Source organism: Desulfonatronum sp. SC1, from assembly GCF_003046795.1.
Classification (GTDB): Bacteria; Desulfobacterota; Desulfovibrionia; order Desulfovibrionales; family Desulfonatronaceae; genus Desulfonatronum.
In genome coordinates this window covers 145,164-161,786 of the sequence record NZ_PZKN01000004.1, presented here as the reverse complement: position 1 = coordinate 161,786, position 16,623 = coordinate 145,164, and the positions used below count along the sequence as shown (strand labels likewise).

At 60.1% G+C, this 16,623-nt stretch carries 16 protein-coding genes; 5 read left to right on the top strand and 11 right to left on the bottom strand.

Features of this window, described 5'->3' with window-relative positions:
• Window positions 1-509: 509 nt before the first annotated feature.
• The 5 genes from cimA to C6366_RS03745 are packed head-to-tail and all read right to left on the bottom strand — an operon-like array spanning window position 510 to window position 5,959.
• Window positions 510-2,111, bottom strand: a complete 1,602-nt coding sequence (gene cimA / locus C6366_RS03765; RefSeq protein ID WP_107736002.1) for a citramalate synthase — start codon at window positions 2,109-2,111, stop codon at window positions 510-512.
• Window positions 2,108-3,352 (bottom strand): aspartate kinase, encoded by a 1,245-nt coding sequence (locus C6366_RS03760; protein ID WP_107736001.1) that lies wholly within the window; start codon window positions 3,350-3,352, stop codon window positions 2,108-2,110. Before C6366_RS03760 ends, cimA begins: the two co-directional genes overlap by 4 nt.
• Window positions 3,340-3,888: a tRNA (adenosine(37)-N6)-threonylcarbamoyltransferase complex ATPase subunit type 1 TsaE gene (gene tsaE, locus C6366_RS03755; RefSeq protein ID WP_107736000.1), complete on the bottom strand. Its 549-nt coding sequence runs from the start codon at window positions 3,886-3,888 to the stop codon at window positions 3,340-3,342. Before tsaE ends, C6366_RS03760 begins: the two co-directional genes overlap by 13 nt.
• A 55-nt stretch (window positions 3,889-3,943) precedes the next feature.
• Window positions 3,944-4,402: a CBS domain-containing protein gene (locus tag C6366_RS03750; protein WP_107735999.1), complete on the bottom strand. Its 459-nt coding sequence runs from the start codon at window positions 4,400-4,402 to the stop codon at window positions 3,944-3,946.
• Between the two features lie 30 nt (window positions 4,403-4,432).
• Window positions 4,433-5,959, bottom strand: a complete 1,527-nt coding sequence (locus C6366_RS03745; RefSeq protein ID WP_107735998.1) for an NAD(P)H-hydrate dehydratase — start codon at window positions 5,957-5,959, stop codon at window positions 4,433-4,435.
• Between the two features lie 351 nt (window positions 5,960-6,310).
• On the opposite strand from C6366_RS03745, the gene C6366_RS03740 reads away from it, so the two are divergent.
• The 5 genes from C6366_RS03740 (at window position 6,311) to folD (ending at window position 11,459) form a co-directional block, all read left to right on the top strand.
• Window positions 6,311-6,784 (top strand): NapC/NirT family cytochrome c, encoded by a 474-nt coding sequence (locus tag C6366_RS03740; protein ID WP_107735997.1) that lies wholly within the window; start codon window positions 6,311-6,313, stop codon window positions 6,782-6,784.
• Window positions 6,777-8,327, top strand: coding sequence for an ammonia-forming cytochrome c nitrite reductase subunit c552 (locus C6366_RS03735; RefSeq protein WP_107735996.1), 1,551 nt, complete (start codon window positions 6,777-6,779; stop codon window positions 8,325-8,327). Before C6366_RS03740 ends, C6366_RS03735 begins: the two co-directional genes overlap by 8 nt.
• 164 nt (window positions 8,328-8,491) lie before the next feature.
• The gene (locus C6366_RS03730; protein ID WP_107735995.1) at window positions 8,492-9,295 is read left to right on the top strand and encodes a type III pantothenate kinase; all 804 of its coding nucleotides are present in this window, start codon (window positions 8,492-8,494) and stop codon (window positions 9,293-9,295) included.
• The gene (gene eno / locus C6366_RS03725) at window positions 9,292-10,605 is read left to right on the top strand and encodes a phosphopyruvate hydratase (RefSeq protein WP_107735994.1); all 1,314 of its coding nucleotides are present in this window, start codon (window positions 9,292-9,294) and stop codon (window positions 10,603-10,605) included. Before C6366_RS03730 ends, eno begins: the two co-directional genes overlap by 4 nt.
• Before the next feature lie 5 nt (window positions 10,606-10,610).
• Entirely contained in the window at window positions 10,611-11,459 is an 849-nt protein-coding gene (folD, locus tag C6366_RS03720) for a bifunctional methylenetetrahydrofolate dehydrogenase/methenyltetrahydrofolate cyclohydrolase FolD (RefSeq protein ID WP_255412076.1), read from the top strand.
• A 192-nt stretch (window positions 11,460-11,651) separates the two neighbouring features.
• Here the strand turns inward: folD and C6366_RS03715 are convergent, their stop codons facing one another.
• The 6 genes from C6366_RS03715 to C6366_RS03690 form a co-directional block, all read right to left on the bottom strand.
• A complete protein-coding gene (locus tag C6366_RS03715) occupies window positions 11,652-12,008 on the bottom strand; it encodes a hypothetical protein (protein WP_107735993.1) in 357 nt (118 codons plus the stop codon).
• A gap of 1 nt (window position 12,009) precedes the next feature.
• Entirely contained in the window at window positions 12,010-12,618 is a 609-nt protein-coding gene (locus C6366_RS03710) for a hypothetical protein (protein ID WP_107735992.1), read from the bottom strand.
• 63 nt (window positions 12,619-12,681) lie between these two features.
• Window positions 12,682-14,265 carry a glycosyltransferase family 9 protein gene (locus C6366_RS03705; protein WP_107735991.1) on the bottom strand — a complete coding sequence of 528 codons (1,584 nt, stop codon included), beginning with the start codon at window positions 14,263-14,265 and terminating at the stop codon, window positions 12,682-12,684.
• 69 nt (window positions 14,266-14,334) lie between these two features.
• Window positions 14,335-14,916 (bottom strand): Fe-S-containing hydro-lyase, encoded by a 582-nt coding sequence (locus tag C6366_RS03700; protein ID WP_107735990.1) that lies wholly within the window; start codon window positions 14,914-14,916, stop codon window positions 14,335-14,337.
• On the bottom strand, window positions 14,880-15,719 hold the full coding sequence (locus tag C6366_RS03695) for a fumarate hydratase (protein WP_107735989.1): 840 nt from the start codon (window positions 15,717-15,719) through the stop codon (window positions 14,880-14,882). Before C6366_RS03695 ends, C6366_RS03700 begins: the two co-directional genes overlap by 37 nt.
• A gap of 10 nt (window positions 15,720-15,729) precedes the next feature.
• Window positions 15,730-16,476: a fumarate reductase iron-sulfur subunit gene (locus C6366_RS03690; RefSeq protein WP_031388122.1), complete on the bottom strand. Its 747-nt coding sequence runs from the start codon at window positions 16,474-16,476 to the stop codon at window positions 15,730-15,732.
• Window positions 16,477-16,623: the final 147 nt, after the last annotated feature.

The window sequence follows — 16,623 nt, the reverse complement described above, 5'->3', positions numbered from 1 at the left end:
ACAATGCAGCAGATGCGCACACTCCATTCATGTCTTTGTTGGAATGCCGGGGCACGAAAAGCGACCCGCAAGCTTGAGGAACCAAGCGACGCCCAGGCCCAGATACTGAAGGCCATGGGCTACGGAGTGAGCAGTGGGGTCTTACAGGAATTGGCGACTTAACACACCGAAATCACTTGCGTTTTCAAAAAAAATGACGTTCAATCTGTTAAACTCCTGTGTGAAACTGGTTGGGATACTGCCAACTTGTTACCGAAGAGAATTCCATGGTCGCCCCATCTCGCCGTCTATATGGAGGTTTAGTTAATTATATTAATTTATTGCGATAAATGTGAGTCTCAAGGTTGACGAAAAAAATATGATTTTGGCCTTATTGTGAGTCAACTGGGGATAATATCGAAAGATCAAAAAAGGGCCGAGGAGATACACCCTCGGCCCTTTCTTTTCGCTATACTTCCACGTTGCAGGGGCACGGCGCGCCGTGCCTCTGCCATGCCAGGGAAAACACCCTATTTCCCCGTGGTGATCTGCTCCAGTTTGCGTTGGTCGTCCTTGAACAGCTTGTAGTTCATGGAATCTTCCAGGGCCTGCCAGCTGGCTTCGATGATGTTGTGGGACACGCCGATGGTGATCCAACTGGAATGGGCGTCCCCGGATTCGATGAGTACCCGGACATGGGAGGCCGTGCCGGAGCGTCCGGAGAGCACCCGGACCTTGAAGTCCACGAGGCGCATTTCCTTGAGGTTGGGATAGAAGCGTTCCAGGGCTTTGCGCAGGGCATGGTCAAGGGCGTTGACCGGGCCTTGCCCGGCGGCGGCGGTGTGTTCCACCACCCCACCCACCTTGAGCATGACCGTGGCTTCGGCCCAAGGCTGGGCCTGGTCCTCGTGGCGGGCGTCGATGACCCGGAAGCTGAGTAGGGAGAAGTAGCGGCGCATCCGGCCCAGGGTCTGGTTCAGGAGCAGCTCGAAGGAGGCCTCGGCCGCGGCGTATTCGTAGCCGGTGCTTTCCCGCTGCTTGATCTCGGCCAACAGCTCGGAGACGAACGGGTCGTCCTTTTCCAGGTGAAAGCCGAACTGTTTGGCCTTAAACAGGATGTTGCTACGTCCGGCCAAGTCCGAGAGCAGGATGCGCTGTTTGTTGCCCACCAGTTCCGGCTGGATGTGCTCGTAGGTCATGGGGTTGCGGGTCACCGCGCTGACATGGATGCCGCCCTTATGGGCAAAGGCGGAATTGCCCACGAAGGGCTGGCGCAAAAAAGGCTTCAGGTTGGCCACTTCGGAGACGAAATGGGCAGTGGCCGTGAGTTGTGCCAAGTGCCCTTCGGGCAGGCAAACGCAGCCCATCTTCAGTTCCAGGTTGGGAATCACGGAACAGAGATTGGCGTTGCCGCAGCGTTCTCCGTAACCGTTGATGGTTCCCTGGACCTGAACCGCGCCATTGCTCACGGCGATCAGCGAGCTGGCCACCGCGGTTTCGGAATCGTTGTGGGTGTGGATGCCCAGCTTGGCCTCGGGCAGGGCCTCTTGGACCCGTGTCACGATTTCCCCAATTTCCTGGGGCAGGCAACCGCCGTTGGTGTCGCAGAGCACCAGGATGTCCGCACCGGCCTCCCAGGCCTTGCGCAGGCAATGCAGCGCGTACTCGGGTTGGGCCTTGAAGCCGTCGAAGAAGTGTTCGGCATCGAAAAACAGCTCCTTGACCTCCGGGCGGACATGAGCCAGCGAGCCGGCGATGATTTCCAGGTTGTGCTCCAGAGTGGTGCGCAGGGCCTCCTGGACGTGGATGTCCCAAGTCTTGCCGAACAGGGTGACCACCTCGGTCCGCGCCTGGAGCACGGCCTTCAGATTGGGGTCATTGCCCGGAGTGCCCTTGGGGTTATGGGTGCTGCCGAAACAGGCCACCCGGGCGGTTTTCAGGTCGTAATTCTTGATGTCCTTGAAAAAAAGCAGATCCGTAGGGTTGGATACGGGCCAGCCGCCTTCAATGTAGGCAATGCCCAGCTCGTCCAGTTTCCGGGCGATGCGGATCTTGTCCTCTGTGGAGAGGTGCAGGTCCTCGGACTGGGCCCCGTCGCGCAAGGTGGTGTCGTAGATGCTGATGGTGGTCATGTCTGCTCACAGTGAAGAGAGGCTTCCGTTTTGTCCAAGCCAAAGGTCTCGTGCAGGGTGCGCACGGCCAGCTCGGTGTATTTTTCGTCCAACAAGATGGAAATTTTGATTTCCGATGTGCTGATCATCAGGATGTTAATGCCTTCGTTTTTTAATGCCGTGAAGGCCATGGCCGCAACGCCGGAGTGGTTGCGCATGCCCACGCCGATGATGGAGACCTTGCTGACATGGGCATCGGATACCACGGCCGGGGCGCCGATCTCGGTTTTCAGACGCTCCAGGATGCGGATGGTCCCGTCCAGGTCGCCCCGAGGCACGGTGAAGGTCATGTCCGTGCGGCCTTCCCGGCTGGGGTTCTGGACGATCATGTCCACGACGATGTCCGCGTCGGAAATGGGCGCGAAGATCGTCGCCGCCACGCCCGGTTCGTCGTACACGTCCATCAGGGTGACCCTGGCCTGATCCTTGTCGTAGGCGATGCTGGACACCAGCGCTTCTTCCATGCCTTCTTCCTCCTTGGTGACAATGGTTCCCGGTTCATCGGAAAACGTCGAACGGACATGCACCGGGACCGAATATTTTTTGGCGAATTGCACGGACCTGATTTGGAGCACTTTGGCCCCCATGCTGGCCATTTCCAGCATCTCGTCATAGGTGATCCGGTTGATCTTGCGGGCCTTGGGACAGATGTTCGGGTCCGTGGTGTACACGCCGTCCACGTCCGTGAAGATTTCACACAGATCAGCATGCAACGCGGCGGCCATGGCCACGGCCGAGGTGTCCGAGCCTCCCCGACCCAAGGTGGTGATCCGTTGGCGAATGTCACAGCCCTGAAACCCCGCGACCACCAGGACGTCGTGCTTTTCCAGCAGTTCCATGAGTCGCTCGGTGTTGATTCCTAGAATCCTGGCCCGACCCGCGGAGCAGTCGGTCAGGATTTCAGCCTGATGGCCGAGCACGGACCGGGCCCGGATACCGTGATCCTTGAGCAGCATGGCGAAAAGAGCCACGGAGACCTGCTCTCCGGTGGCCACCAATGCGTCCATCTCCCAGGGGTCGGGTCGGGTGCTCCATTGTTTGGCCATGCCCAGTAGGCGGTTGGTTTCACCAGCCATGGCCGAGAGAACCACGACCAGCTTGGCCCCCTGGTCCAGGACTTTTTGGTTTTTGGCCATGACCTGGCGCATGCACTCCAGGTTGGCCACGGACGTGCCGCCGAATTTTTGAACTACGATCCGCATCTCGGATCTCCTCCTTGCAGGGCGTCGTGAAAAAAATAATGCGTGGGCAGCAGGTCCCGCAACCGCCGAAGCACTGCCTCGGCCATGGTTCCGTGGGCCTGGACCGCGGCTTGACGACCGTCCGGGACCACGCTGAACCGCACGCCCAGATGGTCCGCCGGCAGGTCGTCGGGCCGACAATACGCGGTCCATTCCGCGATGATCAGCCGGGCCGGTTCGTGCAGGGCGCAGAATAATTCGTCGTCCACCCCCCGGCCTTGCAGTCGGTAAAAGTCGAAATGATACGTCTCCGGCTCGGTGGGGTAGACGTTCAGGTAATTGAAGCTGGGGCTGGCCACCTCGGCCTCATCTCCGCCGGGCAGGGCCTGAACCGCGCCCCGGGTGAACGTGGTCTTCCCAGCCCCCAACTCGCCGTCCAGCAAGAGCGCCGGATACACGCCCAAGGCGCGCATGACCTCGACGAAGCTGACGCCAAGGGCAATGGTGGCGTCGCTATCCTTGAGGTACAGATGAAGCGGAGTTGACGGTGAAGGCATTGGGCGCGCGCCTCGGTTTGAGGCGGGATACACGATTGGCTTGGATCTGATTGAGTTATTCCTCAGAACTGGCCAGAAGACGAAGAATGTCCTTCTTGCCCACCACGCCGACCAGTTTTTCTTCTTCCAGCACCGGGATAGTGTGATATTTCTTTTCGGCCATCAGGTCGGCCAGCTTGTTGACCGGCGTATTCGGGGAGACGCTGACCGGATCGGGGGTCATGGCCTGGCTGACCTTGGTGGCGGCCATTTTGTCCACGGCACGCTGGAGTTGGCTCAGGGAGGTCAGGGCCACGAAGCCGCCCAGCAGGGTGAAAAAGGAGGGCAAGGGGAATTCACGTTGTTGGACCACGAGATCGCTTTGGCAGAGTACGCCCACCAGCTTGCCTTGCTCATCCAGCACGGGCAGGCCGTTGAAGTCCTTTTCCAAAAGAATTTTGGCCGCTGCGCTGACGTCCGTATCCGGCGTAACGGTGACCACGTCCCGGGTCATGATGTCCTTGGCTGTCCGCATCCTGTGCGCCTCCTCTCTGCTCCGTATTGTTCAGGCCACTACATGTGGCAGCATATCCGCGATCTCCCGAGCCAGATTGCCTCGCCGGGGAAAGCGTTTCCTCAATTCCATACCCGTCAAGCCGTGCCAGTACACGCCCGCGTTGGCGGCGGACAGCGGGTCGAGTCCGGCGGCCAGCAGGGCGCCCAGGACGCCGCAAAGCACGTCGCCGGAACCTCCCACCGCCAAGTTTGAGCAGGCAAATGGTGATACATACACGGCCCCTTCGCGGGAAGCAATGACCGTTCCGGCACCCTTGAGCACCAGGATGACGTTCCATTTCCGGGCGTACTCCCGAGCTGTTTCAATTCGGTTTGCCTGGATCTGCTCGATGGTCAGCCCGCTGAGCATCGCCATTTCGCCAGGGTGGGGGGTGAGGATGGAGTTCAGCGGAAGTTGGGCAAAAAGGTCCGGATTTTGGGCCAAAGCGTAAAGGAAGTCCGCGTCGCCAACCAGAGGAGGCAGGTCGAGGGCTAAAAGGGCTTGGCAAAAGGCCGCCGCCTCCGGAGAGCGTCCGAGTCCCGGGCCGAGAATCAGCGAGTTGAAGCGGGCTAGAGCTTCGGACAGGTCGTCGACACAGTCCCGGCTCCAGGAGGTTCCGCAGCCCAGGGGCAGGAGCATCACCTCGGGCCATCCGGCCTTGATTTCACCCGCCAGTTGAGCCGGACAGGCCGCGGAGGACAGTCCGGCTCCGCAGCGCAGGGCGGCCAGAGCCGAAAGCAGGGGAGCCCCGGTCAACCCTGGAGACCCTCCGACCACCAGCACATGGCCGGCCGTGCCCTTGTGCAGTAGATCGTCCGAGTGCGAGAGGAGGCTCATAACGCTTGGCTCCAACAGGAATTGTCCCGGCGGCTGGGCCTGTTTGATCCGAAACGGAATCCCGATGGAACGGGCGTGTTCCCGGCCCACGAACAGGGTGGCTTCCGGCAAGGCCACGCCGAGCTTGGTTGCCTCGAAGCTGACCGTGGCCGAGGCCCGGACCGCGACCGGCGAGGGGCGTCCGGTCAGCCCGTTCAGGCCCGTGGGGATGTCCAGGGACAGGACGAAGACTTCTTTGGGCAGACGGTTGATGTATTCGACCCATTGCCGATAGTCCGGTCGAAGTTCGCCCTGGAAACCGGTGCCCAACAAGCCGTCCACCAGAATGTCCGGTCGGCGCAGATGGTCGATGTGGGCGTCGGGCAACGGGACCAAGGGCAGGCGCAGTTTGTTCAGCAGGTCCAGGTGGTAGGCCGACGCGCCGGTATAGGCCTCGGGCGGCTTGACGTGAAACGTGCTGACCCGGGCGCCGCGGTCTGCCAGATGCCGGGCCAGGGCAAAAGCGTCTCCGCCGTTGTTGCCCGGACCGGCCAACAGTACGACCTGTTTTCCCTCCACCGGTCCGTATTCTTGGAGCAGCACGCCCAAGGCCTCTCGGGCGGCGTTTTCCATGAGCAGTTCCTGCAACAAGCCGTAGTCGCGCTGGGCCGCGGCGTCCCAAAGGGCCATTTCATCCGGGGTGGGCAACGGACGGTACATGGTGATTTCTCCTGGCTTTGAAAAAGTCTGGAAAGACGGTGCGCTGGGGAGCATGTGCCAGTATGTAAGCCAATACGTTCGCTTGCTACTTTGCCGAAGATCGGCGCGCCTAACAAGCCCGGCGGGTGCCCCTGGCTCCCCAGGACCAGAGGAAGTTTGTCAAAATATCCAACGAGAAAAATGGCCGAGTGAAATAGAGGGTAAAATGGTTTGTACCAAATTTTCGATACTAAATTTCTCCTTGACCTACATTTTTGTTTCATGCTTAGTATTGAATAAACTGAAATTGAGTCGTCTGCTTTTGTCAATAGGCATGAGAATCATTTCACCCGTCATCCTTGGAGGTGGATCATGGTACAACCCCCCGGTAGAGGGAAGGTGGCCGTACTCGTGCTGCTGCTCGTCGGTGCCGGGCTGTATGCCGGTATGGCCTTTTCCATGAAGGTCACGGATCAGCCGGAGTTCTGCGGCGGTTGCCACGTGATGTACGAGGCCGTTCGGACGCATCAAGTCTCGCCCCACGCCAACCTGGCCTGCAACGAATGCCATGCCCCGGAGACGGGGGTGTCCAAGATTGTATTCAAGGCCAGAGCTGGGACCAAGGATTTTTATCAAAACACGTTGGGAGATGTTTTCGACGTCATCCACACAACGGACAAAACCAAGGACGTGGTCAACGACAGCTGCATCCGGTGTCACTCCATGACGATTTTGAACGTTTCCGAGAAGATGGTCGAAGCCAAGCCGTACTGCACGGACTGTCATCGCTCCGTGCCGCACATGTCCAAACTACCGATTTCCGAAAGGAGGGTGGCAGATGAATAAAATGCTTGTCGCAGCCTGTTGCGCGGCCGTGGTCCTTGGAGTCTTGGTTCTGGTGAGCTGTACCGAGGTGTCTGAGCCGGTCACGCCGTCTTACACGACCACGCTGGCGGCCACGGAAATCAAGAACAGCGCGTTTGAAGAGTTTTTCCCCGTTCATTACCGGACGTTTCTGGAAAACAACGACGATAGCCAGATGACCGAGTATTCCGGCTCGATCCCCCATGAAAAACACTTGTGCGAGGATCCGCCCAAAGGCTGGAAATACTGTCAGCCCTATCTGAAAAACCTTTGGATGGGCTATCCCTTCAGCTACGAATACAATCGGGCCCGCGGGCATACCTACGCCTTGCACGACGTTTTGGACATCGACCGGATCAACCGCTACAGCGAGCAAGCCGGGCTGCCGTCCACCTGCTACAACTGCAAGACCACCAAAATGGTGGAGTGGATTCCCGAGTACGGCGACGATTTTTGGGCCATGGAATTCCACCAGTTTCGCGAGGAAGTGGACATGGACGACCATACCATCGGTTGCGCCACCTGCCACGATCCGGAAAACATGGACCTACGGATCACCAGCGTCCCGTTGGACGAGGCCCTGAAGCGCCAGGGCAAGGATTGGCGGGAAGCCTCACGCAACGAGATGCGTTCCCTGGTCTGCGCCCAGTGTCACGTGGAATACTATTTCCAGGACAAGAAGTTCGGTGCTCCGGCCAAGCCGATCTTTCCTTGGGACCTGGGCATGGATCCGGAGAATGTCTACGAATACTACAAGGATCACGGCTCTACGACCCGCGAAGGGTTTGAAGGCCATTTCATCGACTGGACCCACACGGTTTCCGACACGCCAATGATCAAGATCCAGCACCCCGAGTACGAAAATTGGTATGACGGCCCGCATGGGGCGGCCGGCGTGGCCTGTGCCGACTGCCACATGAATTATCGTCGACTGGACGGGAAGAAGAAGATTTCCTCGCACCGCTGGACCTCCCCACTGAAATCTCCGGAAATGATCAAGAGCGCCTGCGGTCAGTGCCATGCGGATAAATCCCCAGAGTACCTGAAGGAACGGGTGATCTACACCCAGAAGCGGACTTGGGATCAACTGCTGGCTGCTCAGGAATTTTCGGTGAAAGCCCACGAAGCCGTGCGCTTGGCCAGTGAATACGAAGGCTTCAAGCGGCCGGATTTCGACCAATTGATGATCCAGGCTCGCGAGCGAGTCCGCAAGGGCGGCATGTTCTGGGACTGGGTCTCCGCGGAAAACAGCGCCGGCTTTCATAACCCGGCCAAGGCCCTGGAAACCCTGGCCCGTTCGCAGCAGGCCAGTCAACAGGCCGTGAACTACGCCATGCAGGCCACCAACTACGGCATAGCTCGGAACCTGGAAGGCGACATCAAGGACATCGTCCCGCCGATCAAGGAGCATAGCCGCAAGTTGCAACAAAGCCAGGAGCACCTAGATTCCCACAAATGGTTGGGGTATCTCCCGTTGCTTCCGGAAGCGGATCTGGTCTGGGATCTGAACCGTCGCGCACAATAAACGTGAGGCCCGACAATCGGGATTCATGAACCAGCGGCCTCGGCACGGTTTCGTGTCGAGGCCACTTTGTTTTGGCGTGTCCGAGGCGAGCCGCCCCTTGTCATTTCCCAGCTTTTCATTCATTGATTTTTCTTCCGCAACCATCAATCCCGCCCTCTTTCCCCATGCCTCATCTGCTTTTGCTGGACATCGGCAACACGAACACCAAGATCGGCGTGGTGCGCGACGATACGATCCTTGGGACTTACAGCCTACCCACCAGTCGTGACTCCACGGCCGACGCCTGGGGGTTGCGGATCGTGCAGATTCTTGGGCTGCACGGGTTGCGCTCGGGGGACGTATCGGGGTGGGTGGTCTGTTCCGTGGTTCCGCCGGTGGGCGAGTTGGTTCGGGCCGCCGGGGAGCGGTTCTGCGGCTGCCCGGTGTTCTTCGTGCCCGAGGACCTACCTTTGCCCCTGGAAAACCGTTATGCCCGGCCCCACGAGGTGGGCGCGGACCGGCTGGTGGCCGGGTACGCGGCCCGTTCGCTTTTTTCCAGCCGTTCGTTGATCGTGGTGGACTTCGGCACGGCCACGACCTTTGACTGCATTCAGGATAGCGCCTATTTAGGTGGGTTGATCTGTCCCGGGCTGTATTCCTCGGCTGCGGCCCTGGCTTCGAAAACCGCCAAGTTGCCGACCATCGCCCTGGACGACGTCCGGCACGGCCCGCGCATTGGCCAGAGCACCGCGGAAAGTTTGCGCAACGGGATGGTTTTCGGGTTCGCAGCCATGGTGGAGGGGCTCTGCGTCCGCTTGAAGGCCCAACTGGCGTCGCCCGTGGAGGTGGTGGTCACCGGCGGGCCGGCAAAGGCGCTGGTGGAGGTTTGTTCCGGGATCGATCACTACCAACCGGACTTGTTGATGCGAGGACTGATGAAGACCTCTTTGGATAATGCACACATGTTACGAAAAGGAGTATTTGTATGAGTAGCACCATTGTCGGCGTTTGGGCCAGGGAAATTCTTGATTCTCGCGGAAACCCCACGGTGGAGGTGGAAGTCTCCCTGGAGTCCGGTGCCACCGGGCGTTCGGCCGTGCCTTCCGGAGCTTCCACCGGTACCAGGGAAGCCTTGGAGATGCGCGACAACGACCCGCGCCGCTACGGCGGCAAGGGCGTAATGACCGCGGTGGAGCACGTGCGTGAGGAAATCGCGGACTCGGTGATCGGTCTGGATGCCTTGAGCCAGCTCAGGGTAGATCAGGCCCTGTTGGATCTGGATGGCACGGAGAATAAATCCCGGCTGGGGGCCAATGCCCTGCTGGGCGTGTCCATGGCCACAGCCCGGGCCGCGGCCAATTATCTGGGTCTGCCTCTGTTTCAGTACCTGGGCGGGGTGAACGCCAAAATTCTGCCGGTGCCGATGATGAACATCATGAACGGCGGAGCCCACGCGCCCAACAACCTGGACATCCAGGAATTCATGATTTTGCCCCTGGGAGCCGAGTCCTTTTCCGAAGCCCTGCGCATGGGCGCGGAAACCTTTCATGCCCTGAAGGGCATCCTGACCAAGGACAAGCACATCACCTCGGTGGGCGACGAGGGCGGTTTCGCACCGAATCTCAAGAGCCACAAGGAAGCCTTCCAGTACATCATGCGGGCCATCGATGCCGCCGGGTACCAGCCGGGCGTGGAGATCGCCCTGGCCATCGACTCCGCGGCCTCGGAGTTCTACAAGGACGGCAAGTACGTGCTCAGCGGGGAGAATCTGCGATTGTCCTCGGAAGAATTGATCGACTACTACAGTCAGTTTACTCAGGAATTTCCTTTGATCTCCATCGAAGACGGCCATGCAGAGGGCGACTGGGACGGCTGGCGGAAGATGACCCTGGCCTTTGAGGATCGAATCCAAATCGTGGGCGACGACATCTTCGTGACCAATCCGGATATCCTGGCCGAGGGCATTCAGGAAGGCATCGCCAACGCCATCCTGATCAAGCTGAACCAGATCGGCACGGTCACCGAGACCCTGGACACCATTGAACTGGCCAAGTCGGCTTCCTACGGCACGGTCATTTCCCACCGCTCCGGGGAAACCGAGGACGCCTTTATCGCCGATTTGGCCGTGGGCTTGAATTCCGGTCAGATCAAGACAGGCTCCCTGTGCCGCTCTGACAGGCTGGCCAAGTACAACCAGTTGCTGCGCATCGAAGAGGTGCTGGAAGAACAGGGCGCGTACTTCGGCCCGAGCATGATCGCCCAGTGGCTGGACGTTGAATCGGAAGAGGGCGACGCGTGAGCGCAGTGATTCTGGACGGCAAGCGCACGGCTGCGGCCATGCGTGAGGAATTGCGGCGGGAAGTGGCCGATCTGGCCGCTTCCCGCGGTTTATCTCCGGGTTTGGCCGTGATCCTGGTGGGCGACGACCCGGCCTCCCAGGTCTATGTGCGCAATAAGGAACGGGCCTGCGCCGAGGTGGGGATTGTTTCCCGAAGTCTGCGCCTGCCCGGGGACGTGACCCAGGATCACCTGGAAGGGCTGATTCGTGATCTGAACGCAGACCGGACCATCCACGGCATCCTGCTTCAACTGCCGTTGCCGCGAAGGCTGGAAGCCCAACGCTGTCTGGAGCTGATCGACCCGAAGAAGGACGTGGACGGGTTTCACCCAGAGAATATGGGCCGACTGACCCTGGGTCTTCCGGGACTGCGACCCTGCACGCCCGCCGGGGTTCTGGAGCTGCTGGCCCGGTATGACCTTAGCGTAGCCGGGAAAAAAGCCGTGGTCGTGGGCCGCAGCAACATCGTGGGCAAGCCGCTGGCCTTGCTGCTGGCTCAGCCTCATGCCCAGGGCAACGCCACAGTGACCTTGTGTCACTCCCGGACGCCTGATCTGGCGGGTGAAATGCGCAGGGCGGATTTTTTGTTTCTGGCCGTGGGTCGGCCCCGATTCGCCACCGCGGACATGGTCGCCCCCGGAGCCGTGGTGGTGGACGTGGGGATCAACCGCACGGATCAAGGGCTGGTCGGTGACGCGGATTTCGACGCGTTGCGCGACCAAGTCGCCGCGATCACCCCGGTTCCCGGCGGGATCGGCCCGATGACCATCGCCCAACTGCTGCGCAACACGGTTCAGGCGTACGCTGAAAAATGAGTTTTTGCAGAGCCTTTGCACTGTGAACGGAAGAATACCGTGCCCGTGAGATCGAAAAGTTCTTTCGGTTTTTGGAGGTTCTGGATTCTCGCCCGATCGGCAAGGGGGCCACTGAAGGCGTTTCTCCCGCGCATGCGGGAATCCAGACTTCTTTGCCCTCGAAACTTTTCGTAAGTCCGGGGCTGCTTCCAATTACCCCTTCATCTGAACGAACTTGGCCTCCGACGCCGCGGTGGGCATGCTGTTGCGATATCCGGAATATCCCTGGCTTTGGCGGCGGGTGCGGAGCAGGTCGTCCTTGAGCAGCTTGTGCAGTCGCCTAGCCTCGGCGCTGACTTGGTTATGCACGGCCTGCAACTTTTCCATCTTGTTCAGGAAGGTATCCTGGGATATCCGTCCACGACCGTTCCAGGCCATGTCCAGGAGTCGGCCCCGGTCATTGGCCAGGGCCTCGGCCTGTTCGATATTGCCCTCGGTGAGCATGTGTAGCTCGATTCGTCCGAGGTCCAGAGCCTCGTCCAGATAGGATTCAACTTCAGAAGTATGCATTTTAACCCTCTCGAATGGACTTGCGGACGTCTTCCCGGAGTTGGGCCACGATGCTTTTCCAGCGTTCCACCAGCGGATGAAATTCGTATTCCAGCAGGTCGGAGAGAAGAATCCAGTCTTCGTTTTCCTGGACTTCCAGCATTTCAGTGAACAGCTCGGAAAGCTCGTTGATCGCGTCCTCGAACTGCGGGTTGGCCGAAAGGGCGAACTCGTCGCGCAACGCGCCGATCATTCCCAGGAAATCGCGGGTTACGTCCAGAAGGTCCTGGTACATTTCCAGGGCTTCGGCGTCGTCGGCCCGGCGAAAGAGGTCGGCGACTTGCTTGGAGCCATCGCTCATCAGGCGAATGACCTTGTAAAGTTCGCGGGCGATGTTCACGCCCATCTCCGGGACGCCCATGGTCTTGATCTCAACCTTCTGAATGTCTCGGCAATCCACGTCTTCGGCCTGATGGGGATAGATCTCCGAGAACGCCTCGTCGTTGACGAGCACGTCGGTTACGATCCGATTGTCCAGGTGCTTCATGCTCATCAGACCGATGAGCAGTTCATCCAGATTGGTAAAATTTGTGATGTTGAAATCAGATTTTTGACCGTCGATAATAATCATCGCAGGAACCTCCTTGAAGGTGGGTAGGGATTTCTCACTCCAATTCAAGATTCGTGCCGAGAGTTATTGACGGTCGAAGGCATCCTTCCAGGCCAAAGTCAGGGTCAGGTAGCGGCGTGTGAGCCGGAGGATCTGGGCGATGTCCCGGCCTTGATCCTGTGACTCCGTCAGCCATAATCGGCCCAGGACCGCAAAGAACGGGTCTGCTTGCCAGTGGGCTTGAAGGCGTTCCCAATAGGCCATGAATTTTTGCTTGATCTTGGGCAGGGGGGCCGTGGCCAGCACCTGGGCCTGGCTTTCCAGAATACGCAACATGGCCACGGCCTGTTCCAGGGAGGCCAGAATTTGGGCCCGGGCTTCGGAGGGCAGGGAAACAAGGTGGTCGGGGGGGCGAATGTCGGACTGTTGGTCAAGAAATTGACGATAATAGTGTCGCTGGATGCGGATCCATTGGGTGCGCGGGTCTGTTTCCTGGCCGGTGAGTGCCGTTAAATCCAAAAAAACGTGTGCGTCCCGACAGGTTTTCCAGGCTCGGACGGATTTCGGATGAGCCGTGGCTGGTTGGTCCTCATCTGATTGGGGCAGGAGATGGGCGCGGATGAGCTCAAAGGCTTGTTCCGGAGTGATGGCGTGGCGGCATTCTTCCTGGCGGTCACAGGTTGTACCGAAGGCGCAGGGGTGGCAGTCCAGGTTCGGTTCCAGGCAAAGGCTGTTTTCTTGGTACGGCCCGGTGTCCCAAGGTTGGGCCGTGGCCAGGAAAATGGCGGCCACGGGGCGGCCAAGACCAGCGGCCAAATGCATGGTGCCGGTGTCGTTGGTCACCAGCAGATCGGCGTGACACAGGGCCGCGGCCAGTTCGGGCAGGCTGGTTCGGCCGGTTAGGTCGATGAACGGGGCGGACGTCTTGGCCGCGTAACCGTCCACAAGACGACGCTCCGCTGCCGTGCCCAGGAGCACCGGGCAGAGTCCAAACCGCTCCCAGAGCAAACCGCCGAGCTGGGCAAAATATTCCTCCGGCCACTGCCTGCGCGGCTCGCTGGCCCCGAGTTGCAGGGCCACGTAGCCCCGGCGGGAGGAAGCGGCGGTGGTCGAAGCGGCCCCCTCCAGCATGGCTTGGAGGTGATCCAGGACATCCTGGTCAGGGCGGGCCAACTCCAGGTCGCGGCCTGATATTGGCAAATCCGCCCCGCGCAGCATCAGGTCCACCAGGTTGAATGGGCTGCATCCCCGGTTCATGGTGGAAGTTTGCAAAAAAGCGGCCCAGGCGTTGCCGTAGTATCCGAAGCCTTGGTCATCCAGGCCGAAGCCGGAGACTGGAGCTGTGGTCAGGACTCGGGCCAGCAGGCGAGCGCTTTGGACAGGAGTCAGGTTCAGCAGCGGCGACGCGGAATGATCTCCGACAACCGTCCGTTTCCAGGCGGCGAGGCGCTCCAGGGCCGTGGGCCAGCTGCGGTCCAGGTCCGCCAGTAGGCCGGCCCCGGGCAGGGCGAAGACCTCTTCCGCATCCGGCAAAAACTGAGTCGCCCCGGCAAAGTTGTCCAGACAGATCAGGGCCGCGGAACGCCCTTGGTCCCGCAACCCGGCAATGACCGGCTGCGTCTGCAACAGGTCGCCGAAGCGGGTCAGATTCATGACCAGGGTGCGCATGGCTGGAATGAGAGTCCGGCGTGGACCTCTTTTTTGACGTCCATGGGCGACCCTCCGAATGATGAAAGGTTAGTCGGGCAGGTTCGGCTTGGCGTAGAGTTCGCCGCCAAAGGCGTCGTTGACCACCAGCAATGGAAAGTCCCGAACCACCAGTTCGCGGACGGCTTCCGGGCCGAGGTCTTCGAAGGCGATTATCTTGGAGGATTCAATACGTTGGGAGAGCAGGGCCCCGGCTCCGCCGGTGGCCCCGAAGTAGACCGCGTTGTGACGGACCAGGGCGTCTTTGACGTCCTGACCGCGTTTGCCCTTGCCGATGGTCGCCTTGACCCCGAGGCTGTGCAGCCGGGGCGTATAGCTGTCCATGCGGTAGCTGGTGGTGGGACCGGCGGAGCCGATGGGTCGGCCTTCCGGGGCCGGGGATGGGCCGACGTAATAGATGACCGCGCCCTTGAGGGGGAAGGGCAGCTCCGATCCGCTTTCCAGGGCCTGGATAATTTTTTTGTGCGCCGCGTCCCGGGCCGTGTAGATAATGCCGGAAAGCAGCACCCGATCCCCTACCTTGAGTTGGATCACGTCCTCGTCGCGTAGAGGGGCCTGCAATCGATATTCCTTGCTCACAGTTCCACCTCCTCGTGGCGTGCGGAATGACATTGAACGTTCACGGCCAGGGGCAGGCTGGCGATATGGCAGGGGGCCATGCTGATGCGCACTCCCAGGCAGGTGGTGTCCCCGCCCAGGCCCATGGGGCCGATGCCCAGGGTGTTGATCTCGTCCAACAGTTCCTGTTCCATTCGGGCGATTTCCGGATCCGGATGGAGCTGGTTCAGAGGGCGGAGCAAGGCTTGCTTGGCCAGCTTGGGGGCTAGCTCGAAGGAGCCGCCGATGCCGATGCCGAGCATGGTCGGCGGGCAGGGGTTGGGACCGGCCTCGGCCACACGGCCCAGGACGAAGTCCTTGATGCCTTTCCAACCCTGGGCCGGGGAGAGCATGGTCACCCGGGACATGTTTTCACTGCCCCCGCCCTTGGCCATGAAGGAAATTTTCAGGCCGTCCCCCTCCACGATATCCACATGAATCACGGCGGGGGTATTGTCGCCGGTGTTCTTGCGGGTCAGGGGGTGGCACATGGATTTGCGCAGCAGGCCGTCCTGGTAGCCGCGAACCATGCCTTGGGTAATGGCCTCGCGCAGGCTCGCGCCGTCCACACGGCACTGTTCGCCCAGTTCCACGAAAAAGACGGCCATGCCCGTGTCCTGGCAAAGCGGCAGGCCGCTTTCCCTGGCCAGGGCCGCGTTTTCCTCGAGCTGTCCGAGGATTTCACGCCCCGCAGGGGAGCTTTCCTGCTCCTTGGCCTGGCTGATGGCGGTCAGGACGTCCGGAGGCAGAATGCGGTTGGCCCGGACCACCATTTCCGCGACCCGGTCCGCGATGTCGGATGATTTGACGGTACGCACGGCTGTCTCCTTATTTCCTTTTCCACGGCAACAGATTCATTATCCCGGCCCAACCCATCTTCCAGCGCAGCATACCCAACTGGTCCTGCAATGGCAGGTGCTTGGGGCAGACGTCCTCGCAGGCCAGCAGGCCCATGCAGCCGAAAATACCCTGGTCGTTGCCCACAATGTCGAAATAGTCCTGTTCCGTGCGCTTGTCCCGCGGGTCGAGAACAAAGCGGGCCAGGCGGTTCAGCCCGGCGGCGCCCAGAAAGTCGGGACGCATGATCGCGGTGCCGCAGGCGGCCACGCAGCAGCCGCACTCGATGCAGCGTTCCAGTTCGTAGATTTCCTCGGCCACGGCGTTGTCCATGCGTTCTTCCAAGGCCTTGGGGTCGAATTCCTTGTCCGTATGCACCCAGGAGCGGACCCGCTGAGCCATGTTCCGAAACCACGTTCCGGTGTCCACGGACAGATCGCCCACCAGGGTGAAAAAAGGCAGAGGCATCAAGGTGATGGCATCCGGGAGATCCTTGGTCTTGGTATGACAGGCCAAACCTGGGCGACCATTGACGACCATGGCGCAGGCCCCGCAGATTCCGGCCCGGCAACAGAAATCAAACTGCAGGCCGGGGTCTTGTTCTTCACGGATTCTGTTCAGGGCGATGAACAGAGTCATGTGATTGGTCTCGTCCAGGACAAAGGTGTCCGTGTGCGGCACGGAAACCGGGTCCTGGGGATTGTAACGGAAGATGGAGAAGGTCAGATTCCTGGCCATGCGGTTCCTCGTTTTACGTGATGAAAGTATGGATGCGGCCTTGGGCGTTGTTGAGAAGCGATTTTCAGCCTAGCTGAGTGTTGAAAAAGTCCTTATCCATCAGTCCGTTCAAAAACCCCAAGTGCAAGGAGCGAAAAAAGTTCAAGG

What these genes read in the sequence shown, in the direction of transcription:
- cimA (WP_107736002.1), bottom strand. Translation starts at nt 2,111, where the DNA reads ATGACCACCATCAGCATCTACGACACCACCTTGCGCGACGGGGCCCAG.
- C6366_RS03760 (WP_107736001.1), bottom strand. Translation starts at nt 3,352, where the DNA reads ATGCGGATCGTAGTTCAAAAATTCGGCGGCACGTCCGTGGCCAACCTG.
- tsaE (WP_107736000.1), bottom strand. Translation starts at nt 3,888, where the DNA reads ATGCCTTCACCGTCAACTCCGCTTCATCTGTACCTCAAGGATAGCGAC.
- C6366_RS03750 (WP_107735999.1), bottom strand. Translation starts at nt 4,402, where the DNA reads ATGCGGACAGCCAAGGACATCATGACCCGGGACGTGGTCACCGTTACG.
- C6366_RS03745 (WP_107735998.1), bottom strand. Translation starts at nt 5,959, where the DNA reads ATGTACCGTCCGTTGCCCACCCCGGATGAAATGGCCCTTTGGGACGCC.
- C6366_RS03740 (WP_107735997.1), top strand. Translation starts at nt 6,311, where the DNA reads ATGGTACAACCCCCCGGTAGAGGGAAGGTGGCCGTACTCGTGCTGCTG.
- C6366_RS03735 (WP_107735996.1), top strand. Translation starts at nt 6,777, where the DNA reads ATGAATAAAATGCTTGTCGCAGCCTGTTGCGCGGCCGTGGTCCTTGGA.
- C6366_RS03730 (WP_107735995.1), top strand. Translation starts at nt 8,492, where the DNA reads ATGCCTCATCTGCTTTTGCTGGACATCGGCAACACGAACACCAAGATC.
- eno (WP_107735994.1), top strand. Translation starts at nt 9,292, where the DNA reads ATGAGTAGCACCATTGTCGGCGTTTGGGCCAGGGAAATTCTTGATTCT.
- C6366_RS03715 (WP_107735993.1), bottom strand. Translation starts at nt 12,008, where the DNA reads ATGCATACTTCTGAAGTTGAATCCTATCTGGACGAGGCTCTGGACCTC.
- C6366_RS03710 (WP_107735992.1), bottom strand. Translation starts at nt 12,618, where the DNA reads ATGATTATTATCGACGGTCAAAAATCTGATTTCAACATCACAAATTTT.
- C6366_RS03705 (WP_107735991.1), bottom strand. Translation starts at nt 14,265, where the DNA reads ATGCGCACCCTGGTCATGAATCTGACCCGCTTCGGCGACCTGTTGCAG.
- C6366_RS03700 (WP_107735990.1), bottom strand. Translation starts at nt 14,916, where the DNA reads ATGTCATTCCGCACGCCACGAGGAGGTGGAACTGTGAGCAAGGAATAT.
- C6366_RS03690 (WP_031388122.1), bottom strand. Translation starts at nt 16,476, where the DNA reads ATGGCCAGGAATCTGACCTTCTCCATCTTCCGTTACAATCCCCAGGAC.